This window comes from Streptomyces sp. NPDC001933, from assembly GCF_042890955.1.
GTDB lineage: Bacteria > Actinomycetota > Actinomycetes > Streptomycetales > Streptomycetaceae > Streptomyces.
Map to the genome: position 1 here is coordinate 39,634 of NZ_JBIASS010000002.1, position 24,996 is coordinate 64,629.

Below are 24,996 nucleotides of genomic sequence, written 5' to 3' on the forward strand. Positions count from 1 at the left end.
CCGCGCTCAGGCCCGCCGCAACCGCCGCTGCCCCGCCGCCAGCACAGCACTGACCTCCCGCAGCCGGAGCGGCCGCGCCAGCAGCGCCACCGTGAGCAGCAGCACGAGGGTGCCCACGCCCACCGCCACGAAGTCCCCGTACCCCGCGCAGGCCCGCGCGGCGAAGAAACCGAGCAGACCGGCGGGCACAGCCGCCACCACCAGCCGGAACTGCGCCCACAGCGCGGGCGAGCGCAGCGGTGCGGCCGCGCCGCCGCCGACCCTGCGGTGCAGCACGTACGCGGTGGCGGCGAAGCCGGCGAACAGCGCGACGGAGTAGGCGCCTGCCATCCCCGTGACGGCCCAGCGGACCGGCAGCAGCAGATACGCTGCGGCCGCGAGCCCGGCGTTGAGCGCCGCGATCACCAGGTTGAGGAAGAACGGTGTGCGGGTGTCGCCCATCGCGTAGAACGCCCGGGAGAGCACGTACTGCCCCGAGTAGGCGATGAGTCCGGGCGCGAACGCCATCAGCATGCCCGCCATCGCGTCGATGTCCGCGTCGTCCGTGAGCCCGTATCCGTACACCGCTCCCATCACCCACGGCGCCAGCGCGAACAGCAGGGCCACCGCGGGCACCACGACCGCCGCCGAGGTGCGCAGGGCGTACGAGACGTCGCGCCGCAGGCCTGGCAGGTCGCCGTCGGCCGCCGCCCGGCTCATCCGGGGCATCAGCGCGGTGACGAGCGAGACGGTCACAATGCCGTGCGGGACCACCCACAGCTGAAAGGCGTAGCTGTACGCGGTGTAGCCGACGCCGCCCGCCAGCTCCATGTCGTCGGCGCGCTGGCCGACGGTGGTGGAGAGCCGGGTCACCACCCAGTAGGCGATCTGGTTGGTCAGCACGAGTGTGACCAGCCAGCCGGCCGCGCGCAGCGGCCGGGTGAGGCCGCTGCCCCGCCAGTCGAACCTGGGCCGCCAGCGGAATTCCGCGGCGCGCAGCGCGGGCACCAGGGCGAGCGTCTGGATGACGATCCCGGCCGTCGTGCCCCAGCCGAGCAGCCGGGCCTGATCCGAGGTCAGCGCGCCGTCGGAGCCCGCCGCGATGCTCAGATGGAGCCCGAACACACCGATGATCACCACGTTGTTGAGGACCGGGGTCCACATCATCGCGCCGAACCGGCCCCGGGCGTTCAGCACTTGCCCGAGAAGGGTGAACAGTCCGTAGAAGAGGATCTGCGGCAGGCAGTATCGGGCCAGGGCGACGGTCAGTTCCGCCTGTCGGCCGTGGTAGCCGGGGGCGTAGACCGAGACGATCCACGGGGCGGCGAGGACCGTAAGACCGGTGAGGGCGATCAGGCCGAGGGTGCAGACGGTGAGCAGCCGGTCGGTGTACGCGGCTCCGCCGTCGGCGTGGTTCTTCGCCGCGCGCACCAGTTCGGGGACGAAGACGGCGTTGAGCGCGCCGCCGATGAGCAGGGTGTAGAGGATGTTGGGCACGGTGTTGGCGACGTTGTAGCCGTCGGCCTGGAGCCCGGTGCCGAGTGCGGCGACGACGACCGCCGAGCGTATGAAGCCGGTCGCCCGGGAGACGACGGAGCCGGCCGCCATGACGGCGCCGTTGTGCAGCACTGAGCGGGGTCTGTGGTCCGCGGCCGTCGTGGTGGTCGCTTCGGCGGCGGTCACCGGCGGGCCCGGTGCGCCCGGAACGCCCCGTACAAGGTGTTGTTCGCCGTTCTGCCCACCGGTGTCTCCCACTCATGGTCGTCGGGGTCAAGGGGTGGAGAGTACCCCGCGCCGGGTTTCGCACCGGACGCCCCGGACAATCCGCCGCGGAGCCGGGGACGACGCGTACAAACGGACCGCTGAGGTGCATGTCACACGGGGCATTTCCGGTTTTCAGGTGATTTACGGAACCCGGCACCGGTTGTGCCCCTCTCCCTCAGCGAGAAGCAATGCCTTGGAGGTTTTTCCGTTGATCGCTGCACGTCGGCCCGTACGCCGCACCGCTCCGCCCGGCCGCCCGGTCCGGCTCGCCCTGGTCGTCGGCACCGCGGCGCTCGGCGCCGTGCTCACCGCCTGCTCCGGTGGCGCCGCCTCGGGCTCGGAGTCGGACAAGGGCCGCGCGGCAGCGTCCCCTGAGGCCAGGATCTCGGTGAACCTGCAGGGTGGCCAAGCGGCCCCGGGCACGCCGGTGAAGGTGACGCTCGACACCGGAAAGCTCAGGACGGTCACGGTGCGAGCGGACGCGGGCGAGGCGCTCACCGGCCGGATATCCGCCGACGGCAGGACGTGGACGTCGGACCGGGCGGCCGCCCCCGGCACTACGTACGACGTCGTGGCGAAGAACACCGAGGGTGGCAGTGGCAGGGCCGGCTTCACGACCGCCGCCGCCGACAAGGTCAACAAGCTGACGCTGGCACCGGGCAAGGACACCACCGTCGGCATCGCCCAGCCGCTGTCGGTGGTCTTCGACAACCCGGTGAAGGACAGGGCGGCGGTGGAGAAGGCGCTGAAGGTCTCCACCTCGAACAACACCGAGGGATCCTGGGGCTGGCTGCAGGACTACTCCGGCAAGGACCGCGTCGACTGGCGGCCCAAGGAGTACTGGAAGTCCGGTACGAAGGTCACGCTCGACGCCGATCTCAACGGCATCGACTCGGGCCCGTCCGGCGGCTGGTTCGTACGCGACTACCGGACCACCTTCACGATCGGCGCCGACCAGGTGGTCGAGGTCGACCTGGACCACCACCGGCTGGCGCTGAAGCGGGACGGGAAGACCGTCATGGACGTGCCCATGTCGGCCGGCACCCCCGGCGGCGAGAAGGCGTCCTGGCGCGGGACCGCCGTGCTGATGTCGAAGGAGGGCACGATCAACATGCGCTCCGAGACGGTCGGCCTCGGCGACGCCTACGACAAGATGGTCGACTCGTCGATGCGGCTGACCTGGTCGGGGATGTACGCCCACGCGGCGCCGTGGAACGCGGGCTACTTCGGGGTGGCCAACCGCAGTTCGGGCTGTGTCGGGATGAGCGACGCCGACGCCGGCGCGCTGTACGGGCAGGTGCGGGTCGGCGACCCGTTCGAGATCACCGGCGCGGACGCCAAGGGCACGGTCGCGGAGGGCAACGGGTACGGGGCGTGGAACGTGTCGTGGGCGGACTGGCAGGCGAAGAGCGCGCTGTAGCGCTCCCCGCCGAACGCCTCGAGCCCAGCGGCCCCAAGCGCCTGGAGTTCCGGCCGGGCGACCACGCCATGGCGGAAGCCACCGGGCTGCTCGGCCTGCCCGACGACACCTGGACCGACGCGCAACAAGGAGAGCGGCACCTTCGTCGCGTATCTCCACGACGAAGGGCCGCTCGGACTCGGCAAGCCGGCCAGCAACGCCCCCTGTACCTTCCGCGGGCCGACGCCGGGCCGGCCGTTCCCCGTGGGCCCGGAGCTGTTCTCCGCCGCCTACGACGTCCCGGCCGATCGCCGTCTCACCCTGGTGATCGACACCGTCGACCCCCTTTGCATCGAGCACGACCCGACCGGATCGCAGCTGACCTTCTCCTCGTCCCCGGCGGACCCGTCGTACGTGTCCGTGCCGTTGCGCGAGAAGTGATCACCGACTGCTGCCGGGTGGGCACCGCTCTGCTGGAACCGCTTGGCGGCGGCCCCGGCTACTGCACTCCCGGCAGCAGCGTTCCTGGTTCGGCCGGTGCGATCTTCACGGCCTTCATCTTCGGATTGCGCCGTTCCCGCTTGGCCACCCAGGTCGCGAACCAGGAGAGCAGCATGCACATCCCGATGTAGATCGGCGAGATCACCATCACCACGGGGATGAAGGGAAGATCGTAGTCGAGGTTGGACGCGATGAGCTTGCCCGCGTGGAGGAACTCCTCGTAGGTGATCAGATAGCCGAGCGAGGTGTCCTTCAGCGCCACGACCAGCTGGCTGATGATGGTGGGCAGCATGGCGCGCACCGCCTGCGGGGCCAGTACGTACGTGGTGACCTGTGTCTTGCGCAGCCCCAGTGCGTACGCCGCCTCGGACTGGCCGCGCTCCACCGAGACGATCCCGGTACGGAACACCTCGGCGAGCACCGAGCCGTTGTACAGGGTCAGACCGGTGACCAGGGCGGGCAGCGGCTGCACCTTCAGCGCCACGAAGATGAAGAAGATCATCACCAGTACGGGCATGGCCCGGAAGAACTCCACCAGCAGCGTCGCGATCCACCGCACCGGCCGGTGGTCGGAGAGCCGGCCCACGGCGAGGACCGCGCCGAGCAGGAGCGAGAGCACCGCCGCGTACGCGAACGCCTTGAGGGTGTTGCCCAGTCCGCGCAGCAGCAGTTCCTGAATTCCCTTGTACGTGAAGGGCGTCCACTTGGCGCTGGTGAACTGCTCGGTGTCGAAGAGCAGATAGACGACCCAGCCCAGCAGGGCGAGGATCAGGGCCGTCGAGACGATCCCGTACAGGAGATGGCGCTTGCGGGTCGCCGGGCCCGGGATGTCGTAGAGCGCGGTGGCGGGCGGCGCGGTGCGGGTGGTCATCGGGCGACTCCCCAGCGCTTCTCCATCACGTTGAAGAGCGCACTGATGGACAGGGTGATGATCAGGTAGCCGACGGCGATCCAGACGAAGGTCCAGATGATGCTGTATCCCAGCTCGTTGAGGGTCTTGTAGGTGCCGAGCAGTTCGGTGACGCTGAACGCCCCGGCGATCGCCGAGTTCTTGGCGAGGGCGATGAGCGTGGAGCCGACCGGCGGGATCACCGACCGGAACGCCTGGGGCAGCACCACGGTGTTCAGCGTCTGGCCGAACGTCATGCCGAGGCTGCGGGCCGCCTCGCCCTGCCCCGTCGGCACGGTGTTGATGCCCGAGCGCAGCACCTCGCAGATGAACGCGGAGGTGTAGCAGCCGAGCGCGAGGACCGCGAAGACCTCGAAGGGGAGGACCAGGCCGAAGCGCGGCAGTCCGAGCAGCACCGCGAAGAAGAGCAGGGTCAGCGGGGTGTTGCGCAGCACTGTCACCCAGACCGTGCCGAGCACTCGCAGCGAGCCGACGGGGGCCACGCGGAAGGAGGCCATGATGAAGCCGAGGACCAGGGCCAGGATCGAGGAGTAGACGGTCAGTTCGACCGTGCCCAGGAAACCCTTGCCGTAGAGCGAGAAATTCTCGGTGAGTACGTCCATGGTCGATGCCCGCCCTCTCAGGTGGCCGGGTAGCGGTCGATGGGCGGCGGCGTCGGCGCGGGCACCCCGGACAGACCGAGCGTGGCCTCGAACGCCTTCTTCCAGTTGCCGTTCTTCTCGTTCGCCTCCAGGGCGTCGTTCAGGGCGAACCGCAACGCGTTGTCGCTGCGCGGGACGCCGATGCCGTACGGCTCCTGGGAGAACGGCTTGCCCACGACCTTCATCTCCTTGGGCGCCTTGGCCGCGAAGCCCAGCAGGATGGCGTCGTCGGTGGTGACGGCGTCGACCTGGTAGGTCAGCAGGTTGTCGACGCAGATCGAGTACGTGTCGTAGGCGACCAGGATCGCCTTCGGGTAGTCGGCGGCGATGCGCTGGTACGGGGTCGACCCGGCGGCCGAGCAGACCGTCTTGCCGGCCAGGTCCTGCGGGCCGTTGATGTCGTGCTCGTCGGTGCGTACGAGGAGGCCCTGTCCGGCCATGAAGTAGGGACCGGCGAAGCCGACGAGCTTCTTGCGCATGTCGTTGATGGTGTAGGTGCCGACGTAGTAGTCGATCTGCCCGTTCTGCAGCGCCGTCTCACGGTTGGCGGAGGCGATGGTCTTGAAGCGGATCGTCTTCGGGTCGAAGCCGAGCGAGGCCGCCATCATCTTGGCGATCTCGATGTCGAAGCCGGAGTAGACGCCGGTGGCCGGGTCCTTCTCGCCCAGGTAGGGCTGGTCCTCCTTGGCCCCGACCCGGAGGTAGCCGCGCTTCTTCGCCTTCGTCCAGGTCGGCGAGGCCGGCAGCCGGAAGGCGGTGTCGACCTTGTAGACCGGCAGTTGCTCGGGCTTGGGGCCCTTCACCGGCGGGCTGCCCTCCTTGCCGCAGGCGGCGGCGAGCACGGCCAGCAGGAGGCCGGCGCAGGCGGCCAGAACTCTTCTCGTACGCAACACGGAGCCCCCCGTCAGTGCTTGAGGATCTTGGACAGGAAGTCCTTGGCGCGGTCGCTCTCGGGAGCGGTGAAGAACGCGTCGGGAGTGCGGTCCTCGACGATGCGTCCGTCGGCCATGAAGACCACGCGGTTCGCGGCTGAGCGCGCGAAGCCCATCTCGTGGGTGACCACGACCATCGTCATGCCGTCCCGGGCGAGTTGCTGCATGACCTCCAGCACCTCGTTGATCATCTCCGGGTCGAGCGCCGAGGTGGGCTCGTCGAAGAGCAGCGCCTTGGGGTCCATGGCGAGGGCGCGGGCGATGGCCACGCGCTGCTGCTGGCCGCCGGAGAGCTGGGCGGGGAACTTGTCGGCCTGCGAGGCCAGTCCGACCCGCTCCAGCAGTTCACGGGAGCGCCGGTCCGCCTCGTCCTTCTTCCGCTTGCGGACCTTGAGCTGGGCGAGCGAGACATTGGCCAGCACCGTGCGGTGCGCGAACAGGTTGAACGACTGGAAGACCATGCCCACTTCGGCCCGGAGCTGGGCCAGCCCCTTCCCCTCCTCGGGGAGAGGTCTGCCATCGATCGCGATATGGCCGGACTCGATCGTCTCCAGCCGGTTGATGGTCCGGCAGAGGGTCGATTTGCCGGAGCCGGAGGGGCCGATGACCACCACCACCTCCCCGCGGCCGACGGTGAGATTGATGTTCTGCAGTACGTGCAACTGTCCGTAGTACTTGTTGACGTTCCGCAGCTCGATCAACGGATCGACGGCCATACGCTGCCCTACCCACTTTTCGCTGTGTCGAGGTCAGCGCAAACTATCCAGCCTGGAAAGGGACTTCGCCGCCGACACGCACAAATGGGGCATAAGGCTTCTTATTCGATTGTCACGGGAGCTCTCACCTCTCGGCCGACTCCGAATAGACCTGGGAGAGCTCGGGGCTGCCCGCCATCGCCCAGTCCAGCCCGGCCTCGACCACGTCGATCTCCCGGCCGGAGGCGAGCTGCACCACGGGCTGCCCGCTCGGCCGGATGCCCCAGACCGCGCCGGGGACGTTCCGCACCAGGACCGTCCCGAGGTACAGCCCCGCGTCGTTGCCCAGCCAGGGCAGCTCCTCGGGGTCGTCCCGCCAGCGCGGCGGCAACTGGTCCAGAGCCGCCAACGAGGCCGGGCTGTCGTCGAGTTCGAGCCCGCGCTGCCCCGCTCGGACACGCAGCAGCTCGCATTCGGCGAGGAGCTCGGCCACGCCCTCGGGATCGGCCGCGACGGCGGCGGCGAGCCCCGCCCCCCGCGCACCGTCGTGACGCTTACGCCAGTTGTCCAAGAAAGGGATGTTCATGCCACTCAGGGTCGCATCCCTCCTGTGGTACGCACCACAGGGCACGCGGCCTGTCGTTCGAGTGCTGAATCCGAAGCGGGCGCCCGCTCGCGCGCCTCCGCACGCGCCGCGTTCCACCGCCCCGCACGGTTCCGGCGGAAAAAGAGGTGGAGGCGAGGCGATCCGGGCTGGTAGCTTCGCGATCATGTCCAGCCCCGAGTCCGACAGAGGCTAGCCACCGGTCCGCCGGTGGCTGATCCGCCGTCGAATCGCTCCCGTCACGCCGAGTACCGGCCCGGGGTGATCTCCATCGGCCGCCGCCGCAGGGCCCTCGCTGTGTGGGCTGCGCTCCTCCCTCCGCGCTCGTGAACCGCTCCCGGTGCACCACGCGCGGATTCTCCGGCTCCCGGCTCCGGCACATGCCGCGTTGCCGGTCACGTCCCTGAGCACCCCGGACGTTCTTCCGCGTCGCCGCCTGTCATGACGGGCGGGTGCGGGCCCACACCCCTTGCCTGGTCCATCCGTCAGTCGTCCATGGGGTTCCTTCATGCCATTCGCCGTCTACGCGCTCGGGCTCGCCGTCTTCGCCCAGGGCACATCCGAATTCATGCTGTCCGGGCTGGTCTCGGACATCGCCGCCGACCTGCACGTGTCCATTCCCGCCGCGGGGCTGCTGACCTCGGCCTTCGCGATCGGGATGATCGTCGGGGCGCCGCTGATGGCGCTCTTCAGCCGGAACTGGCCGCGCCGCCGCGCCCTGGTGTTCTTCCTCTGTGTCTTCAGCGCCGTCCATGTCATCGGCGCGCTCACACCCGGTTACGGGCTGCTCCTCGCGACGCGGGTCGTCGGGGCGCTGGCCAACGCGGGCTTCTGGGCGGTGGCCCTGGTGACCGCGGTCTCCATGGTCGGGCCCGAGGCCCGCGCCCGCGCCACCTCGGTGGTGGTCGGGGGCGTCACCATCGCCTGTGTCGCCGGGGTGCCCGCCGGTGCGGCGCTGGGCGGGCACTGGGGGTGGCGGTCGGCGTTCTGGGCCGTGGCCCTGGTCTCCGTACCGGCCGTCCTCGTGATCGCCAGGACCGTTCCGGCGGGGCGTCCCGAGTCCGCCCCCGCCCCTGCGAGCGTCGAGCTGCGGACCCTGACCGGTCCGCGGCTGCTGCTGACCCTGCTGACCAGCGCCCTGGTGCAGGGGGCGACGTTCTGCGCTTTCTCCTACGTCGAGCCGCTCGCCACCCATGTCACCGGGCTCACCGCCGCCTGGGTGCCCGGTCTGCTGGCGTTGTTCGGGCTGGGCTCGTTCATCGGCGTCACGGCCGCCGGCCGGCTCGTCGATCTGCGGCCGGTCGCCTTCACCGCGGCCGGTCTGGTGGCGCTGGCGGTCGGCTGGACCGGGTTCGCGCTGATGGCGGGCAGCCCGTTCGCGACGGTGGCGCTCGTCCTCGTCCAGGGGATGCTGGCGTTCGGTACCGGTACCGCGCTGATCTCGTGGGTGTTCCGGCTGGCGGCCGACGCACCGACGCTGTCCGGCTCGTTCGCCACGGCCGCGTTCAATGTGGGTGGCGCGCTCGGCCCCTGGCTGGGCGGGCTGGCGATCGGCGCGGGGTTCGGCTTCCGGTCGCCGCTGTGGGTGAGCGCGCTGCTGATGGTCCTGGCGCTGGGCACCGCCGGGGCGTCACTGGGCATGCGCCGCATCGCCACCGCCTGACCGGCGGCGATGGATGGGGCCCCGCCCGGCGCTGAACGGGCGGGGCCGTCCTGTTCACAGCAAGCAGCCAGCAAGCGGAATAAGGACAGGAACCACGCTAGCGGCCACCACTGACAACGGATCCTCAGATACTGAGGTCCACGACCACCGGGGCATGGTCGGACGCGCCCTTGCCCTTGCGCTCCTCGCGGTCCACATAGCTGTCCTCGACCGCCGCGACGAAGGGCGCGTTGCCGTAGACCAGGTCGATCCGCATGCCCTTGTTCTTCGGGAAGCGCAGCTCCCGGTAGTCCCAGAAGGTGTACGGGCGGTCGTACTTGAGCGGGCGCGGCATGACGTCCGACAGCCCCTCCTCGCGCAGCGCGGCGAGGGCGGCGCGCTCGGCGGGGGTGACATGCGTGGCGCCCTCGAACAGGGCCGGGTCCCAGACGTCCTCGTCGGTCGGGGCCACGTTGAAGTCGCCCAGCACCGCGAACGGCTGCGAGCCCGCGGCGTCCGCGGCGACCGCCTTCTGCAGGGCCTCGAACCAGCGCAGCTTGTACGCGTAGTGCGCGTGCTCGACCTCGCGGCCGTTGGGCACGTAGACCGACCAGACCCGGACCGGGCCGCAGGTCGCGGAGATCGCCCGCGGCTCCTGCGCCCCCTCGTAGTCCGGGCCGTCCGGCAGTCCCGTGACGACGTCGGACAGGCCGACGCGGGAGACCAGCGCCACGCCGTTCCATCTCCCGGTGGCGTTGACCGCGGACTCGTAACCGAGCTCGCGGAGCGCGTCCGCCGGGAACTGTTCGGCGGCGCACTTGGTCTCCTGGATGCACAGCACATCCGTGCCGGTGCTCTCCAGCCAGGCCAGCAGCCTCGGGAGCCGGGCGGTGATCGAATTGACGTTCCAGGTGGCGATGCGCATGTACGTAAACCTAGCTGCTGGCACTGACAGCCGCCGGACCGGCGCCGGTCACAGGCCGGTCGATTCCCCCGGGGCCAGCCGGCCGTGGTCCGCGCCGCCGAGGCTGCCGATCTGGTTGTCGTAGACCGGGCGGGCGAGATCGGCGAGCAGCGCGTCGTGGATGTCGATGGCGCGGCGCGGCTTGACCTCGCGTACGTAGTCGATGACCTCGGAGATCTTGTTCCAGGGGGCCATCACCGGGAGCATCAGGGTGTCGACCGGCCGGTCGGGGACGGTGAGCGCGTCGCCCGGGTGGAAGAGCGAACCGTCCACCAGGAAGCCGATGTTGGTGATCCTCGGGATGTCCGGGTGGATCACCGCGTGCAGCTCGCCGTGCACCTGTACGTCGAAGCCCGCCGCGGTGAAGGTGTCGCCGTGGCCGACGGTGTGGACGCGGCCGGGGAAGGCGGCCGTGAGCCGGTCGGCGACGCTGCGCAGGGTCCAGATCTCGGCGGCCGGGTTGGCCTCCATACCGGCGCGCAGCCGTCCCTCGTCGAAGTGGTCGAAGTGCTCGTGCGTCACCAGCATCGCGTCGGCGCCCACGGCAGCGTCCTCCTCCGAGAGGCCGCCCGGGTCGATGACGAGCGTCCGCCCGTCCTTCTCCAGCCGGATGCAGGAGTGCGTCTTCTTGGTCAGTGTCAGGTGCATGGGATTCACGGCGTTCATGTGCCCCATCCTGCTACGGGCGGAGCCGCGTTTCCTCCTGAATCACGGTCTGCGCGACTGTGAAAGCGGCGCCGGCGGCGGGCACCCCGCAGTACACGGCGGTCTGCATCAGCACCTCCTTGATCTCGGCCGGGGTGAGGCCGTTGCGCAGGGCGGCCCGGACGTGCGCGGCCAGGCTCTCCAGGCGGCCGGAGGCGATCAGCGCGGTGAGCGTGACACAGCTGCGGGTCCGGCGGTCCAGCCCATCCCGGGCCCACACCTCGCCCCACGCGTAGCGGGTGACCAGCTCCTGGAAGTCCTCGGTGAAGTCGTCGGAGGCGGCCATGGCCTGGTCCACGTGGGCGTCGCCCAGCACTTCGCGGCGTACCTTCATGCCGCGCTCGTGCGGGTCGGCGCGTCCGGTGGTCCCGGGGTCGGGCTGCGGCGTGGCGGCGGTGATCTCCGCGACGGGCAGCACGGGCGCGGAGAGCTGCGGGATGACGGACGGGGCGGGGATGGCGGCGAGGGTGTCCTGCCAGGCCGAGGAGAAGTGGGTGAGCAGCAGATCGGTGACGGCTCCGGGCTGCTCGACCGGGGCGAGATGGGAGGCGCCGGGTACGAGGGCGAGCCGGGCGTCCGGTATGCCGGCGACCAGGATGCGGGCGTCGCCCGGTCCGGTGACCCGGTCCTCGGCGCCGACCAGGACGAGGGTCGGGACGCCGATGCGGCCGAGTTCGCCGCGTACGTCGAAGGCGGCGAGGGCCTCGCAGGCGGCGATGTAGCAGCCGGGGTCGGTGGTGCGGACCATCTGGACGGCCCAGTCGACGATGGCCGGCTGGGCGGCGGCGAACCCGGGGGTGAACCAGCGCTCGGGCGCGGTGCGGGCCATCGGCTCCAGGCCGTTGGTGCGCACGACCACCCCGCGCTGGCGGAATTCGTCGGCGCTGCCGAACCGGGGCGAGGCGGCGACCAGGGCCAGCGAGGCGACCCGCTGCGGGTGGCGCAGCGCGAGGTCGGCGCCGATCGCACCGCCGATGGAGCAGCCCGCGTACCCGAAGCGCTGGACACCGAGGCCGTCGAGGGTGGCGAGCAGCCGGTCGGAGAGGTCGGCGATGGCGGTGGCGGGATGGGCGGGGGCGCCGCCATGGCCCGGGAGGTCGTAGCGGAAGACCCGCCAGTGCTGGGTGAGCTCCGGTATCTGCCGGTCCCACATGTGCCACGAGGTGCCGAGGGAGGGGCCCAGGACCAGGATCGGCGCGTCGTCCGGCCCGTCAAAGCGGTATTGCAGGGTTTCAGTCGTTGTCTCACTCACCCGCTCACGCTCCCATAGCGCACGAGATCTCACGTCGCCGGGGGTGTCGCCGTCTTCCCCCCGGACAAGCCACGGCCTCGCGGACGCGTGCACTGCCGGCTGGACCGGATTCATTGGGCGCGGCCTCGAAATGACCTGGTGAATCCCCTTGCGCGGACAGGCCGTCCAGTTGCCGAAAGCGCGGTGAAGTCCCGCACCCATTCGAGCCGCCCGGGGGCGGAACGGGAAGCATTACGGAGGCCTCGCAAGCGCTGGGATTCTCCCGGGCGAAGGGTTGCGCACCTGGCCGCTACGGCGCGTGCGCCCTCCGAGCCTGGCCGGAACCAGGACAGCGTCGGCACCACAGTGGCCAATGAGACAGGAGTGCGAATTTCGCTCATTTTTTCGACACCTTGCCCGCGACACGATCGGTGGTGGCTACATGAAGATTCAGCGGCGGACGAGTTCACCATTCCTCCATGATCGCGCCCAAAGCCCTTCTAAGATCCTTGTAAAGGCGGTTCTCCGCATCTCTATGTATTCCCTCACTGGCAGGGCCTCAGGTCCTTCTGAACACTGAGAGCAGGAGATGAAATCAACGAATGAAGAAGTGAAGGGAGCCGCGCCCGGGACGCGTCGGCGGAGGCCGGGCATGCCCGGTCGCCGTACCGTCGGCTCCCTGGCCGCGCTCGCCCTCGGAATCGGCAGTGGCTCGTTAGCCGCGGCGCCCGTGGCGCACTCGCAGGCGGGGGACGGGGCGGTGACGGTCCGGGTGATCCGGGCCGTGGACAACACCGGAGATTGGACCCCCGCGCTGGAACCGGGCATCGCAGGCGTCAGGGTGACCCTCACCGACGACGCCGGCGCCGGCATCGAGGGGGTCACGGCGGCCGACGGCACCGTGACGCTCACCCCGGCGGCGGACGGGCCCGTCGGCGGCAGGTACCGGGTGCAGGTGGTGAATCCGAAGCCGGGAGTACTGTTCCCCGCCTTCGCCTCGCGCCAGGGGCTGGAAGGTGCGCCCAACCGGTTGAGCAGCAACGAGGAGTTCGTCGACCTCTCCGACGGAAAGAACGTGGCGTACACCACCGGGCTGTGGAATCCGGGTGACTACTGCCAGAAGAACGCACCACTGATGACGACCTGTCAGCCCGCCACGCGCGAGGGCGGGACCCAGCGCACGCTGGTCTCCTTCCCGTACGACGCACGCGGCCAGGACGGCGTCGACGTCAACGTCACGAACATCGCCACCGACGCCGAGACCGGCACACTGTTCGGCATCGCGTGGAACAAGGCCGACAAGCGGGTGTTCTCCTCGGCGCTCGCCAAGCGCACCACGGACTACGGTCCGGGCGGCGCCGGTGGCATCTACGTGACCGACCGCGCGCAGAAGTCGACCACCCTGTTCACCGTCGTCCCGGACGCGGGGACGACAGCGCACGGCCAGGGCACCGACGACGCCTTCCTCACCGCACCCGGCAAGGAGAGCCTGGGCGGCATCAAGATCACCGATGACGGCAAGGACCTGTTCGTCGTCAACCTCAACAACCGCAAGCTCTACCGTTACGACGCCACCGTGGCGACCGCGGCGGCGCCCGAGGCCGTCGCCGCCATCCCGGACCCGGGCTGTCCGGCGGCGGAGGACTGGCGCCCGTTCGGCCTCGGCCTGCATGACGGCGTCGGCTACGTCGGCGGGGTGTGCTCCGGCGAGTCCACCGGGAAGCTCTCGGACCTGCGCGCCGTGGTCATGCCCTTCGACCTCGGCACCGGGGCGTTCCGCAAGCCGGTGCTGGACCAGCCGCTGGACTACCCGCGCCAGTCCACGGTCGGCAACGGCCCGTGCGACGGCGCGGGCTGGTTCCCGTGGACGAGCACCTACCCGGACTCGCAGAACGGCCGTCCGTGCGGCAACTCCACCATCGCCAACCCCGAACCGGAGTTGGGCGAGATCGACTTCGAGTCCGACGGCTCGATGCTGCTGGCCTTCCGCGACCGCTTCGGCGACCGTGCGCCGGCCGGTCCCACGCCGGGCTCCGCCGCCGTCGTCATGTCGGGCGGTGACCTGAACAAGGCCTGCCAGGCGGACGGCATGTATGTGATGGACACCAACAACGGCTGCGGGCTCTCCCCCCGGGGCACCCGTTTCTTCGACACCAGCTGGGGTGGTCACCGCAACACGGCGTTCGCCGGCATGGCGCTCTCCAAGGTCGAGAACACCATCGCGGTCTCCGCTTTCGACCCCAACCACACCGCCCTCGGGTACGGCACGTCGTTCCTCCAGCGCGACGGCACGCAGGACCCGAAGTTCGGCCTGCGCCTCAACCCGGCGGGTGCTGTGGCCCCGTTCGGCAAGGGCGCCTCGATGGGCGACCTGGAGGTGCTCTGCGACCAGGCCCCGCTCCAGATCGGCAACCGGGTCTGGTACGACCCCGAGCGCAAGGGCATCCAGAACCCGGGCCAGCGCCCGGTCGTGGGCGCGACCGTCAACCTGTACGACGAGTCGGGCAAGCTTGTGGGGACGACCGTGACGACGGCGCGTGGCGAGTACTACTTCGACGACTCCAATGTCACCGGTGGTCTCCGGCCGAGGACCAAGTACACCATCCGCCTCGACAAACCGGCCGACTACGCCGAGGGCGGTCCGCTCCACCAGTGGGTGCCCACGAAAGCGGATGTCGGCGACAACCACTTCGTCGACTCCAAGGGCATCGTCCCGCGTAACGCGCGCTTCCCGGAGCGCGCGCTGACCACCGGCGGGCCCGGCGAGAACGACCACACCTACGACTTCGGCTTCCGGCAACAGGAGGGCGAGCTGCGCCTGGTCAAGCACGACCAGCACGGCAGAGCGCTGGCCCACGCGAAATTCCAGCTGTGGAAGGAGACGAACGGTTCCGACGAGTTGCAGACCACCGGGGAGGACCCGGACACGAAGGTCGGCAAGCCCTGCGTCACCCGGGCCAACGGCATCTGCCGCGGCACCGGCGTGCCGGGCACGTACTACTGGCAGGAGGTCAGCCCGCCCGCGGGCTACGCCGCACCGGACGAGCCCGTGTTCGGGCCGCTGGTGCTGACCTCCGACAACCTCGACGACGGGGTCTCGGTGACAGCGGTCAACCGACGGCTGCAAACCACCGAGCCGACACCGAAGCCGACGAAGCCGGGGTCGTGGCCGGGTAAACCGGACAAGCCGGATTGGCCGGAGGCTCCGGGCGCACCAGGCAAACCGGGCCACACATCCAACTGGGGCCTGGCGTCCACGGGTATGAGCCAGGCGGTTCAGCTGGCTCTGGCCGGCTGCGCCGCGCTCACCGGCCTCGGTGCGGCACTGGTCGTACTGATGCGCAGGCGAAGGGCGCAGCACCACTAGCCCCGGATCGGGGCGACCGGCACCGGTAGCCGTCCGGGCCGGCTCGGGCGGGTTCGCGAACCAGCGGTTCGCGGACCCGCCCTCCCGCATGACCGACCTCCCGCACGACCGATGAGAGAAGGCGACCGCATGGTTCGGAAGAGGAAGACCGATGGCCGTACGCCACGTCGGGCCCTCTGGTTGAGAACACTGATCGCGATCACGGCGTGCGGCGCCGCAGTGGGTGGCGTGGCCGCGTACCGGAGCTACTCCGACGACTCCACCGCCGCCGAGCGGCCGGTGACGACGGAGGAGGCGTCCAGGCTGGCGCTGTCGCGGCTGAATCTGTACCAGGCCAGTCCCGTGGCGGTGACCCTGACCGCCACCGAGGGCGGCGGAGTGGTGGTGCGGGTCAAGGGGGTCGTGGACTACCGGGCCCATCGGGCCGTGGGGAGCTATCAAGTCACCGGGTCCACCGGTACTTCCGGGTCCTCAGCCACCTCCGGGCCGCCCGCCGCCGGGCAGCTCGACCGCGGGCTGATCGTCTGGGACACCGGCGGCCTCGGCCTGGCCCCCGCGCCCGCGGGCGACGACAAGCAGCCCTGGCAGCAGGCCGAGCACATCCCGCGCTCGGGCTGGTCATCGCGCTCCTACACGACCGATCCCCTGGACGCCGGGCTCCAATTGCTGATCGGGCTCGGTGCGGACCGCCCCGACAACCCGATGTTGCTCGCCCAGTCCGGGGCCCGGTGGCTGGCGCACGACCGCATCGACGGCCGCGGCTACGACCGGTTCGCCGGGCCGCGCGCCCAGGGCGCCAAGCCCGGTGCGGGTTCCGACGACGGACGGTCGCCGCTGACGTACTGGGTCGACGGTGACGGCGGCCTGCGGCGGGTGACGATGCGGATGGCGGGTCTGGGGACGCCGACCACCGTGGAGTTCACCGGGCGCGAGGGCCGCGCGAAGCTCCCCGAGGCGCCGTGGGGCACCGGCTGAGACCTCAATGCCGGTGCGCCCCGGCTTCCACCGCAGCGCCGTGCTCAGCGCGGGCGCGGCACGGCGTCCACGTCCTTCGGGAGCGGGTACGCGGCCGGGTCGACGTCCCCGGGCAGGCCGGTCGCCGGGCTGCCCGGGGACATCGGATCCGGCATGGACGGCTGGGCGGGTGGGGCCGGCACCTGGCTGAACGGGACGCCGGGCGGCGGCTGCACGGAAGCGGTCCGGCCGGTGGGCAGCGTGCCCCTGCCGCGGGTGCCGCAGCCCGCGCGTCCCTCCAGGCCGTCCGGGCTCTGGGTGCCGGGCCGGTTGCCCGCGAAACAGTTGCCGGGGTCGGCCGAGGCCAGTACGAGGTCGATGCCGTTGCCGGTGGCCCGGTTGCCTTCGACGCGGTTGCCGCTCGCCGGGTGCCCCGGCGGGTCGGTGACGACCACTCCGGCCGCCCGGTTGCCCCGGATCAGGTTGCGCTGGACGCGGTTCGCGGTGCCGCCGCCGATACCGATGCCGATACCGAAGCCCCCGTCCGCCTGCTCGGGCGTGTCGGCGGCGTTGTTGTCGGCCACCACGTTGCCCGCGATCACCGCGCCGTGCTGCGGGGCGAGGGCCTCCAGGTCGTTGGAGTTGACCGTGACGCCGACCCGGTTGCGGGCGACGCGATTGCCCAGCACCGACAGGCCGTCCGACGCGTTGGTCAGTTCGATGCCGACAGCGTTGCGCTCCACGGTGTTGCCGCGGACGACGGTGGAGCAGGGCTTGCACTGGCCGACGTAGATACCGGAGTCGGCGTGCCCGGAGGCGTAGGAGTCCTCGATCACGCCGTCGCGCGCGTCAAAGGCGTAGATGCCGTACAGGCCGTTGTTGTACGCCGTGACCCGGGTCGCGCGGAAGCCGCGGACGGGAGGGAAACGGGTGGTGTCCAGCGGGTCGTAGGCGGAGCCGCCGGCCCCGCGCTGCTGCAACCGCTCGTCGGTGACGCCGGTGAACAGCACGCCGTTGGCGAGGTAGCCGTGCACGGTGAGGTTCTCCACCACCGAGCCCGCGCCGGTCACGGTGATGCCGTTGGCCAGACGCACACCGCCGTCGAAGACCACCTTGTTGCGGTCCGTTCCGCGCAGTACCACCCGGGGCTTGGTGACACGCACGCTCTCCCGGTACACGCCGGGGCCGATCAGTACCGTCTCGCCCTCACGAGCGGTGTCCACCGCCTGCTGCACCGAGCGGAAATCCTGCGGAACGCGCAGCACACTCCCCGCCGGATGCCGCGCGTCGGCGGGGGTCGGCTCCGTGCCGGAGCATCCGGTGGCCGCCAGCGCGAGCGGGACGACCACCATCGACAGACGCAGCACCGCCCGGAACACTGTCGTCGGGACGGCCGAGCGGTTCAACGGGCGTAATGCAGACAGGGTTTGCATGGAAGATGTTTTATCGTCTCCAATAAGCCCATGCCCACCCAACACGGAAATGCGCAGGATCCGTCCCGCCCCGCGGCAACCGGTATCGGGCGGCGCCGGGCACTGCTCGCTGCCGGAGCGGTGCTCGCTGCCGGGGCCGGAGCGGCGGCCGACGAACTGGCGAGGGGCGAGGGGCCGGCCGGCCGGGCCACCGCCGGCTCCCCGCCGGCCGAGTCCGCGATTCCCTTCCACGGCGCCCGGCAGGCAGGTGTCACGGCGCCCCAGCAGCCGGCGACGCACCTGCTCTCCTTCGACCTCCCCCGGACCTCGGCCGCCGCCGACCGGAAGGTTCTTCGCAACGTCCTCGGTGCACTGAGCAACACGCTCGCCACCGCGGCCGCCGACTCCCCGCCGGACCCGCGGCTCCAAGGCGGTGGCACGACCCGGCTCGCTTCCCTGGTCGGCATCGGCCCCGCCCTCGCCGCCCGGCTCGACCTCGATGTCCCCGCCTCGCTGGCGGAGTTACCGCCGTTCCCCGGCGACCGCCTCGACCCGCGCCGCAGCAACGGCGACGTCCTGGTCCAGCTGAGCGCGGCCGACCGCTGGACGCTCACCGTCGTCGCCGAACTCGTCGGCAGTGCCGCGCAGGCCGCCGGTGCCGTGCCGCGCTGGACCCAGTCCGGCTTCCTGCCCCACACTCCCCCGGGCACCACCCCGCGCAACCTGTTCGGTTCCAAGGACGGCACCGCCAACCCCGATCACGCGGCGGCCGAGCAGTGGGTCTGGGGCCCACCGGGAGCCCACGGGGACGGCACCGTTCTGGTCTACCGCCGGATCCACATGGACGTCACCGGCTTCGCGGCCCTCTCCGAGGACCGGCGCGACCGGGTGATCGGCCGCCGCGCCCGTGACGGAGTCGCGCTCACCGGCACCGCCGAGCGCGACGAGCCGGACATCTACGCCAAGAACCCCGACGGTTCCTACGTCATCCCCGCCACCGCCCACGTGCGCCTCGCCAGCCCCCGCTTCGACGGCGGTGCCCGTATGCTCCGCCGCAGTTACAGCTACGACGACGGACCGGGCGACCGCGGCCTCCTCTTCTGTGCCTTCATGCGCGACGCCGCCCAGTTCACCCGCGTCCAGAACCGGCTGGCCGCACGCGACGCGCTCAACCCGTTCCTCCAGCACCGGGCCTCGGCCGTGGCCTATGTCCTGCCCGGTGCCGGATCCGCCGGGAGCCTCGGTGAACGGCTCTGGGCATGAGGTCCGCCCGGCTCACGCGTTCACCGCCCCGGACCGTTCAGCCCGCGATCCGGGCCATCCACTCCTCGACCTCGTCCGCCGACCTGGGCAGTCCGGCCGACAGGTTCTCGTGGCCGTCCTCGGTGACGACCAGGTCGTCCTCGATCCGGACGCCGATGCCGCGCCACTCCTCGGGCACGGTGAGGTCGTCCGGCTGGAAGTACAGGCCGGGCTCGACGGTGAGCACCATGCCCGGCTCCAGCACGCCCTCGACGTACTCCTCGTTGCGGGCCTGCGCGCAGTCGTGGACGTCCAGGCCGAGCATGTGGCCGGTACCGGCCATCGTGAAGCGGCGCTGGAGGCCGAGCTCGTACGCGCGGTCGGCGGGGCCCTCGATGAAGCCCCACTCGACCAGTCGTACCGCCAGGTGGCGCTGGGAGGCCTCGTGGAAGTCCCGGTACGCGGCGCCCGGCTTGACAGCGGCCATGCCGGCTTCCTGGGCCTCGTACACCGCATCGTAGACCTTGCGCTGCAGAGGAGTGAAGGTGCCGCTGATCGGCAGGGTGCGGGTGACGTCGGCGGTGTAGAGGGTGTGCGTCTCCACGCCCGCGTCGAACAGGAGCAGCTCCCCCGGGCGCACCGGACCGTCGTTGTTTGTCCAGTGCATGATCGTGGCGTGCTCGCCCGCGGCGCAGATCGAGCCGTAGCCGACCGCGTTGCCCTCGAGGCGGGCGCGGCGGAAGAAGGTGCCCTCGATCCACCGCTCGGACGTCTCTATCGCGCCGGAGAGCTCACCGATCGCGTCGGTGAATCCGCGTACCGTGGAGTCGACGGCCTTGCGGAGCTCGCCGATCTCCCAGTCGTCCTTGACGAGGCGGAGGTCGCTGAGCGCCTCTTCGAGTTCGTCGTCGCGCTCCTCGTCGGTGGTGACGGCGCCCTCCAGGGACGGGTCGATGCCCCGGACGATCCGGGTCGGCGCACCGGAGGCGGCGGCGAGGTCGGCGGCCGCCGTGCGGACGTCCCGGCAGGGCAGGCCGAGCACCAGCTCCGACTCGGCCAGGGAGCGGCGCCTGCCCATCCACAGCTCGGCCGTGGAACCCGTCCAGAACTCGTCGTTGTTCCTGCTGTCCCGCGGCAGCTGGTAGCAGTAGGCGTCATGGCCGCCGTCCGCGCGGGGTTCGAGGACGAGAGCACCGTCCCGGGCCTGGTCGCCGGTCATGTGGACGTAACCCGTGTACGGGCGGAACGGGTAGGTGTCGTCGTTCGAACGGGTCTTGAGGTTCCCGGAGGGGATCACGAGGCGCTCGCCCGGGAAGCGCGCGGAGAGCGCGGTGCGGCGGCGGGCCGCGTACGGGGCCTGCTCGTCGAGCCGCAGGTCGTGCCGCTCGGTGTCCGCCCAGCCCGTCCGCATCAGAGCGGACAGTTCCTCGGAGATCCCTGTGTAGAGACCGTTCTTTCGCCCCTTGGCCACGGCGTACGCCTTCCTCTCGATGGGTTCCTCGTGCGGGTTCCTCGGTGGGTTCCTCGCCGGCGAGGGGTGGAGCGCGGCCGTACGGACGGCCCTGCTCGCGGTGGCGCCCGGCGCCCTCGCCGCCGCCGGTCGTCGGCGGCTCCAGGACGGTATCCCGCGCCGCGCACGTGTGGTGCCGAGGAGTGCCACTGGCACGGATCGGCCACATCCGCCGGCCGGGGGCGTCGATAATGGGGCACATGACGAACGCGAGACTCGGCGAGGCGCTTCGGCTGCTGGGCATCGGTCACGAGGCGGGCCGGGTCTATCTGGCACTGCTCGAACTGGCCCCCGCGCCGCTGAGTGCGATCGCAGAAGCGGCCGGTCTGGACGGTGCGGACCTGGCCGCCGCGTACGGGGCACTGGTCGATGCCGGTCTGGCCAGTGCCGCCGAGGAGGGCGGGGACGTGGTGGCCCCGGTTCCGCCGGCCGCCGGGCTGGAGATCCTCGCCCGGCACCGTGCGGCCGAGGTCGAGGAGTCGCGCATCACCGTCGGGGGCGCGTTCGAGTCGTTCCGGCGGCAGCGCCTCGCCGCGTACAACGACGATCTCGTGGAGGTCGTCACCGGCGAGGCCATCGGCCCCCGGATGCGTCAGGCATGGGCGAGCGCCCGCGAGCAGATCCGGCAGCTGGAGTCACCGCCGTACTTCCCCCTGCCCGGGGCCACGGACGACGCGCTGGCCACCCTCGCCAGGGGGGTGACGCAGCGGGTCGTGTACTCGCGGGAGTCGCTGGAGCATCCGGGCCGCCTGAAGGATGCCATCGAACCGTGCATCAGGGCCGGAGAGCAGGCCCGGGTACTGCCGTCGGTGCCGGTCAAGCTCGTGATCATCGACGAGGCGTACGCGCTGGTGTCCCTGTCGATCCAGGAGGCGGACGTACACAACACCATGCTGATCGTGCAGCCGTGCGGGCTGCTCTCCGCACTCATGGCACTGTTCGAGCAGTCCTGGCACAACGCACTGCCGTTCCACGGCCGCACCACTCGTCCGGGCGGCCTGCAACCCGCCGACCGCCGTCTGCTGTGGCTCCTCGCGGGCGGCGCCGGCGACGACGTGATCGCCCGGGAACTGGGTATCAGCCGCCGCACGCTCTTCCGCCGCCTCCAGGTCCTGATGGCCCGGCTGGGCGCCGCGAACCGCTTCCAGATGGCCTTGCAGGCGCAGCGCAACGGATGGCTGTGATTTCGCCGACACCTTGGCGATGTGTTTCCAACAGGCCTCCAGGGAAGGCCACTTGGGACCATCGGCCGACAGCCCTCGGCATGTCGCCCGCCCCGCTGCCACACCGACGGCAAGCGCGCCGGGATGCCCACCGGCGCGTGGGCCAAGGGGAAGACGCCCGACGCCCTGCTCTGCCGCGAGTTGCAGGACTCCATCGGCCCGCGTCCACACACCCCTGACACCTATTTAGGTTAGGCTAAGTTAAATAGGTATCAGGGGTGACTCGGACGAACGACCAGGGTGGGGGCAGACATGGGACCGGTCGTCACGGAGCGCGCGGACGCGCATCCGTCCGCCAGGCCGCTTCGCCGGCCGGAGGAACCGCGGGGCGGCACGGTCGTCGTCAAGTTCGGCGGCAACGCCATGGTGGACCCGGAACTGCAACGGACGTTCGCCCGCGATGTCGTGGAGCTGTGGCACACGGGACTGCGCCCGGTCGTCGTGCACGGGGGCGGGCCGCAGATCAGCTCGATGCTCGACCGCCTCGGCCTGGAGACCCGTTTCGAGGCGGGGCTGCGGGTGACCACTCCGGAGACCATGGAGGTGGTGCGCATGGTGCTGAGCGGCCGGGTCCAGCGGGAACTGGTCGGCCACATCAACGCACATGGGCCCTTCGCCGTGGGCATGACGGGCGAGGACGCGCACACCATGACGGCGGTACGGCGGCCGGCCCGGGTGGACGGCCGGGTGGTGGACATCGGTCTCGTCGGTGACATCGTGGACGTGAACCCGGGCATGGTGAGCGCACTCCTGGAGCAGGGGCACATCCCGGTGGTCTCCCCCGTGGCACGCGGCGAGGACGGACAGGTCTACAACGTCAACGCCGACCTCGCGGCGTCCGCCCTCGCCGTGGCGCTCGATGCCGAGCGGCTGGTGATGCTCACCGATGTGGCGGGGCTGTACGCGGACTGGCCGCACAGCACCGAGGTGATCGGCCGGTTGACCGCCGACGCGCTGGACGGGCTGCTGCCGGGGCTGGCCGGCGGGATGCTGCCGAAGATGGAGGGCTGCCTGCGGGCCGTCCGCGGCGGCGTGGGCCGGGCGCAGGTGCTCGACGGCCGCGTGCCGCACGCCGTGCTCCACGGCGTCCTCGGCGGGGCCGGCCCCGGCACCACCGTGGTTCCCGGCGACGTCCCGGAGCACGGCAGCGGCACCGCCTGACCGCGTCGGACACCCTCGGAACGGCCGATGGCCGCCCCGGACTCCGGTCCGGGGCGGCCATCGGTGCACCTGCGCGAGGGGCCGCCATCGCTGCGCATGCGCGAGGGGCGGTCAGAGGATCTTCGCGAGGATCCGCGCTTCGCGCCGGGGATCCAGGGACTCCACCCAGGACGTGGGCGCCGGGCGCGTGGTCGTGGGCGCGAAGCCGTACCGGAGGAACAGGTCACCACCGCCGGTCGTCGCCGTGAACAAGGCGTCCAGCGACCGGGCGCGCGCCGTGGCCAGCAGGGCGCGCAGGAGCCCGGCTCCCACGCCGCACCCCTGCCGGTGCCCGGCGACGCAGAAGTTGTACACGACGCCCACAGACCCGCGGTCCTCCCCCGGGCCCGCCGGGTACACCCGCAGGCCGACGCAGCCTTCCAGCGGGGATCCGGGGGCCTGCGCCACGAGGAAGTCGGCCGCGTGGGCGGCGTAGAGCGAGACGGGCCGCTCCCGCAGCGCCCCCGAGCGCACGAAGGGCCGGGACAGTCCGGCGAGTTCGGCGGCGTCCTGGGGGCGGGCGGGGCGCACGGAGTGCGTCTGCGCGGAGGGCGCGGGCGGCAGCGGAGCCGGGCGCGGCGTGGCAGTGATCAAGACTTCGGGGTCAGTCGGTGGCCGCCGCGAGGGACCGGGGGCGCAGGTCGGTCCAGTGGGTCTCGATGTAGTCCAGGCAGGCCTCGCGGCTGTTCTCGTCGAGGGCGGTCGTCCATCCGCCGGGTACCTCCGCGAAGGACGGCCAGAGCGAGTGCTGTCCCTCGTCGTTCACCAGGACCAGGAAGCGGCCTTCGGGGTCGTCGAAGGGGTTGGTGCTCATGTGTCGGTGCCTCCTCGGGGCCGACGGGCCGGTGACGGCGGCGTCGTGAGTGTGTGTCAGGGCGCGGGTGCGGGTCGGATCGGAGCTGAAGCGAGCAGCGATATTAGGTTAGGCTCACCTAATGCAAGGTGAGCCTAACCTCTTCCCCTTCCCTCTCACAAGGAGATGCCGATGCGCCCGGTGACCGAGCGGGTCCGCGACGAGGACGGGGGCAACGCCTTCGCCGGGTTCGGACTGCACGGCAGGCCCGGCACCGACGAGTTCTGGGCGGCGGTACGGACACCGGTGCCCGTACCCGCCGGTGACGGCGGCTGGCGGACCCTGTTCCTGTGGCGCGGGTCCGAGGCGCTGATCGACTTCGAGAGCTGGTCGCAGCCGGTCCCCCTGCGCCGGTGGGCCGATACCGACTGCTGGTACGCCGAAGTGCGCATGCCCGCGCGGCTGCGGGTGACCTACCGGTTCATCGCGGGCGGCGCGGCCTGTGCCGATCCGTTCAACCCGGTCGGTGCGGGCGCCGACCGGTCCATCGCCGCGACCCCGGACGCCCCGGCCCAGCCGCACTGGCCCGTCGTCGGCGCCGACGACGTGCTGCCGCTCCCCCGCACCCGGATCCGCTGGGCGAGCGAGCGGCTCGGCGGGCGGCGCACCGTGCGCGTCCACCCGGTGGGCGGCGGCGGGCCGGTGGTCCTGCTGCTCGACGGGGACGACTGGCTGCATCTGCACCCGGCGGTGACCGCGTTCGACTCGGCCGCAGCCTGCGGCGAGATGCCGCCCGTCACCCTGGTCTTCCTTCCGGCCAGGGACCGGCAGGCCGAGTTCGGGTGCAGGCCCGAGCTGTGGGAGGCGGTCCGGGACGAACTCCTGCCGCTGGTCGCGGAGTCCGGCATGCCCGCCGACCCCGGCCGGCTGGTGGTCGCGGGGCAGAGTCTGGGCGGGCTGAGCGCGATGTACGCGGCGCTGGAGTTCCCGGACCTGGTCTCGCGGGTCGCCTGCCAGTCGCCGTCCTTCTGGTGGTCGCCGGGGGCCGAGGACCTGCCGGACCCGTTGGGCGGTCCGGTCGGCGGCGCCGTCGCCGCGCGGCTGCGGCGCGGCCCCGACCTGTCCGGTCTGCGCTGCGCGTTCGATGTCGGCGAGCACGAGACGCGGATGCTGCCGCACTGCGAACTGACCGAGGCGCTGACCGAACAGGCCGGCGCGACGGTACGGGTGTCGCGGTCGGCCTCGGATCACGACCGGGCGGGCTGGCGCCACGCCCTGCTCAGGGACGTCGCCTGGGCCCTGCTGTGAAAGGCCCCCGGCACCGGCTT

General features: G+C 71.3%; 21 protein-coding genes and 1 pseudogene. 9 read left to right on the forward strand and 13 right to left on the reverse strand.

The annotated features are described in order from the left end of the window. Positions 1-6 precede the first annotated feature (6 nt). Complete coding sequence (gene murJ / locus ACFYY7_RS05110) at positions 7-1,662, reverse strand: murein biosynthesis integral membrane protein MurJ (protein ID WP_388657230.1); 1,656 nt, start codon at positions 1,660-1,662, stop codon at positions 7-9. Between the two features lie 289 nt (positions 1,663-1,951). Here murJ and ACFYY7_RS05115 point away from each other — a divergent pair, with 289 nt between their 5' ends. Beyond that, the gene (locus ACFYY7_RS05115; protein WP_388657233.1) at positions 1,952-3,163 is read left to right on the forward strand and encodes an Ig-like domain-containing protein; all 1,212 of its coding nucleotides are present in this window, start codon (positions 1,952-1,954) and stop codon (positions 3,161-3,163) included. Between the two features lie 6 nt (positions 3,164-3,169). Beyond that, a pseudogene (locus ACFYY7_RS05120) lies at positions 3,170-3,583 on the forward strand (acyl esterase); the annotation flags it as partial. Positions 3,584-3,641: 58 nt separating this feature from the next. Here ACFYY7_RS05120 and ACFYY7_RS05125 read toward each other — a convergent pair. From ACFYY7_RS05125 to ACFYY7_RS05145, 5 genes are all read right to left on the reverse strand, one after another. Further along, a complete protein-coding gene (locus ACFYY7_RS05125) occupies positions 3,642-4,514 on the reverse strand; it encodes an amino acid ABC transporter permease (protein ID WP_388657236.1) in 873 nt (290 codons plus the stop codon). After that, positions 4,511-5,155 (reverse strand): amino acid ABC transporter permease, encoded by a 645-nt coding sequence (locus ACFYY7_RS05130; RefSeq protein WP_376308310.1) that lies wholly within the window; start codon positions 5,153-5,155, stop codon positions 4,511-4,513. The genes ACFYY7_RS05125 and ACFYY7_RS05130 overlap by 4 nt, the downstream gene beginning before the upstream one ends. Positions 5,156-5,172: 17 nt before the next feature. Next, positions 5,173-6,084, reverse strand: a complete 912-nt coding sequence (locus ACFYY7_RS05135) for a glutamate ABC transporter substrate-binding protein (protein WP_388658363.1) — start codon at positions 6,082-6,084, stop codon at positions 5,173-5,175. Between the two features lie 14 nt (positions 6,085-6,098). Next, a complete protein-coding gene (locus ACFYY7_RS05140) occupies positions 6,099-6,842 on the reverse strand; it encodes an amino acid ABC transporter ATP-binding protein (protein ID WP_388657239.1) in 744 nt (247 codons plus the stop codon). A 124-nt stretch (positions 6,843-6,966) separates the two neighbouring features. Then, positions 6,967-7,407: a DUF6278 family protein gene (locus tag ACFYY7_RS05145; RefSeq protein WP_388657242.1), complete on the reverse strand. Its 441-nt coding sequence runs from the start codon at positions 7,405-7,407 to the stop codon at positions 6,967-6,969. A gap of 526 nt (positions 7,408-7,933) precedes the next feature. Here ACFYY7_RS05145 and ACFYY7_RS05150 point away from each other — a divergent pair. Then, positions 7,934-9,088 carry a Cmx/CmrA family chloramphenicol efflux MFS transporter gene (locus ACFYY7_RS05150; RefSeq protein ID WP_388657244.1) on the forward strand — a complete coding sequence of 385 codons (1,155 nt, stop codon included), beginning with the start codon at positions 7,934-7,936 and terminating at the stop codon, positions 9,086-9,088. 124 nt (positions 9,089-9,212) lie between these two features. Here the strand turns inward: ACFYY7_RS05150 and ACFYY7_RS05155 are convergent, their stop codons facing one another. From ACFYY7_RS05155 to pcaC, 3 genes are read right to left on the reverse strand one after another with little or no spacing between them, the layout of a single operon-like run. Beyond that, positions 9,213-9,992, reverse strand: coding sequence for an exodeoxyribonuclease III (locus ACFYY7_RS05155; RefSeq protein ID WP_356089131.1), 780 nt, complete (start codon positions 9,990-9,992; stop codon positions 9,213-9,215). Positions 9,993-10,040: 48 nt separating this feature from the next. Then, positions 10,041-10,697 (reverse strand): MBL fold metallo-hydrolase, encoded by a 657-nt coding sequence (locus ACFYY7_RS05160; RefSeq protein WP_266728581.1) that lies wholly within the window; start codon positions 10,695-10,697, stop codon positions 10,041-10,043. Between the two features lie 13 nt (positions 10,698-10,710). After that, positions 10,711-11,988 carry a 4-carboxymuconolactone decarboxylase gene (pcaC, locus tag ACFYY7_RS05165; RefSeq protein WP_388657247.1) on the reverse strand — a complete coding sequence of 426 codons (1,278 nt, stop codon included), beginning with the start codon at positions 11,986-11,988 and terminating at the stop codon, positions 10,711-10,713. A 631-nt stretch (positions 11,989-12,619) separates the two neighbouring features. Between pcaC and ACFYY7_RS05170 the strand changes: the two genes are divergently transcribed. Together ACFYY7_RS05170 and ACFYY7_RS05175 are read left to right on the forward strand one after the other, a co-directional pair. Beyond that, positions 12,620-15,334 (forward strand): SdrD B-like domain-containing protein, encoded by a 2,715-nt coding sequence (locus ACFYY7_RS05170; RefSeq protein WP_388657250.1) that lies wholly within the window; start codon positions 12,620-12,622, stop codon positions 15,332-15,334. Positions 15,335-15,514: 180 nt separating this feature from the next. After that, the gene (locus tag ACFYY7_RS05175) at positions 15,515-16,309 is read left to right on the forward strand and encodes a hypothetical protein (RefSeq protein WP_388657252.1); all 795 of its coding nucleotides are present in this window, start codon (positions 15,515-15,517) and stop codon (positions 16,307-16,309) included. Between the two features lie 44 nt (positions 16,310-16,353). Here the strand turns inward: ACFYY7_RS05175 and ACFYY7_RS05180 are convergent, their stop codons facing one another. Continuing rightward, positions 16,354-17,694, reverse strand: a complete 1,341-nt coding sequence (locus ACFYY7_RS05180) for a nitrous oxide reductase family maturation protein NosD (RefSeq protein ID WP_388657255.1) — start codon at positions 17,692-17,694, stop codon at positions 16,354-16,356. Between the two features lie 57 nt (positions 17,695-17,751). On the opposite strand from ACFYY7_RS05180, the gene ACFYY7_RS05185 reads away from it, so the two are divergent. Next, a complete protein-coding gene (locus ACFYY7_RS05185; protein WP_388657258.1) occupies positions 17,752-18,963 on the forward strand; it encodes a Dyp-type peroxidase in 1,212 nt (403 codons plus the stop codon). 37 nt (positions 18,964-19,000) lie between these two features. Here ACFYY7_RS05185 and ACFYY7_RS05190 read toward each other — a convergent pair whose 3' ends face one another. Beyond that, on the reverse strand, positions 19,001-20,413 hold the full coding sequence (locus ACFYY7_RS05190; RefSeq protein ID WP_388657259.1) for an aminopeptidase P family protein: 1,413 nt from the start codon (positions 20,411-20,413) through the stop codon (positions 19,001-19,003). A gap of 239 nt (positions 20,414-20,652) precedes the next feature. On the opposite strand from ACFYY7_RS05190, the gene ACFYY7_RS05195 reads away from it, so the two are divergent. Then, positions 20,653-21,636 (forward strand): LuxR family transcriptional regulator, encoded by a 984-nt coding sequence (locus tag ACFYY7_RS05195; RefSeq protein WP_383721095.1) that lies wholly within the window; start codon positions 20,653-20,655, stop codon positions 21,634-21,636. Positions 21,637-21,927: 291 nt separating this feature from the next. Then, complete coding sequence (argB, locus tag ACFYY7_RS05200) at positions 21,928-22,836, forward strand: acetylglutamate kinase (protein WP_388657262.1); 909 nt, start codon at positions 21,928-21,930, stop codon at positions 22,834-22,836. Between the two features lie 111 nt (positions 22,837-22,947). Here argB and ACFYY7_RS05205 read toward each other — a convergent pair whose 3' ends face one another. After that, the gene (locus tag ACFYY7_RS05205; protein ID WP_388657265.1) at positions 22,948-23,469 is read right to left on the reverse strand and encodes a GNAT family N-acetyltransferase; all 522 of its coding nucleotides are present in this window, start codon (positions 23,467-23,469) and stop codon (positions 22,948-22,950) included. Positions 23,470-23,479: 10 nt separating this feature from the next. After that, positions 23,480-23,689 carry an MbtH family protein gene (locus ACFYY7_RS05210; protein WP_388657269.1) on the reverse strand — a complete coding sequence of 70 codons (210 nt, stop codon included), beginning with the start codon at positions 23,687-23,689 and terminating at the stop codon, positions 23,480-23,482. 171 nt (positions 23,690-23,860) lie between these two features. Between ACFYY7_RS05210 and ACFYY7_RS05215 the strand changes: the two genes are divergently transcribed. Continuing rightward, positions 23,861-24,976, forward strand: coding sequence for an alpha/beta hydrolase-fold protein (locus ACFYY7_RS05215; RefSeq protein ID WP_388657270.1), 1,116 nt, complete (start codon positions 23,861-23,863; stop codon positions 24,974-24,976). Positions 24,977-24,996 lie beyond the last annotated feature (20 nt).

What these genes read in the sequence shown, in the direction of transcription:
- ACFYY7_RS05125 (WP_388657236.1), bottom strand. Translation starts at nt 4,514, where the DNA reads ATGACCACCCGCACCGCGCCGCCCGCCACCGCGCTCTACGACATCCCG.
- ACFYY7_RS05130 (WP_376308310.1), bottom strand. Translation starts at nt 5,155, where the DNA reads ATGGACGTACTCACCGAGAATTTCTCGCTCTACGGCAAGGGTTTCCTG.
- ACFYY7_RS05140 (WP_388657239.1), bottom strand. Translation starts at nt 6,842, where the DNA reads ATGGCCGTCGATCCGTTGATCGAGCTGCGGAACGTCAACAAGTACTAC.
- ACFYY7_RS05145 (WP_388657242.1), bottom strand. Translation starts at nt 7,407, where the DNA reads ATGAACATCCCTTTCTTGGACAACTGGCGTAAGCGTCACGACGGTGCG.
- ACFYY7_RS05150 (WP_388657244.1), top strand. Translation starts at nt 7,934, where the DNA reads ATGCCATTCGCCGTCTACGCGCTCGGGCTCGCCGTCTTCGCCCAGGGC.
- ACFYY7_RS05155 (WP_356089131.1), bottom strand. Translation starts at nt 9,992, where the DNA reads ATGCGCATCGCCACCTGGAACGTCAATTCGATCACCGCCCGGCTCCCG.
- ACFYY7_RS05160 (WP_266728581.1), bottom strand. Translation starts at nt 10,697, where the DNA reads ATGAACGCCGTGAATCCCATGCACCTGACACTGACCAAGAAGACGCAC.
- ACFYY7_RS05170 (WP_388657250.1), top strand. Translation starts at nt 12,620, where the DNA reads ATGCCCGGTCGCCGTACCGTCGGCTCCCTGGCCGCGCTCGCCCTCGGA.
- ACFYY7_RS05185 (WP_388657258.1), top strand. Translation starts at nt 17,752, where the DNA reads ATGCCCACCCAACACGGAAATGCGCAGGATCCGTCCCGCCCCGCGGCA.
- ACFYY7_RS05195 (WP_383721095.1), top strand. Translation starts at nt 20,653, where the DNA reads ATGACGAACGCGAGACTCGGCGAGGCGCTTCGGCTGCTGGGCATCGGT.
- argB (WP_388657262.1), top strand. Translation starts at nt 21,928, where the DNA reads ATGGGACCGGTCGTCACGGAGCGCGCGGACGCGCATCCGTCCGCCAGG.
- ACFYY7_RS05210 (WP_388657269.1), bottom strand. Translation starts at nt 23,689, where the DNA reads ATGAGCACCAACCCCTTCGACGACCCCGAAGGCCGCTTCCTGGTCCTG.
- ACFYY7_RS05215 (WP_388657270.1), top strand. Translation starts at nt 23,861, where the DNA reads ATGCGCCCGGTGACCGAGCGGGTCCGCGACGAGGACGGGGGCAACGCC.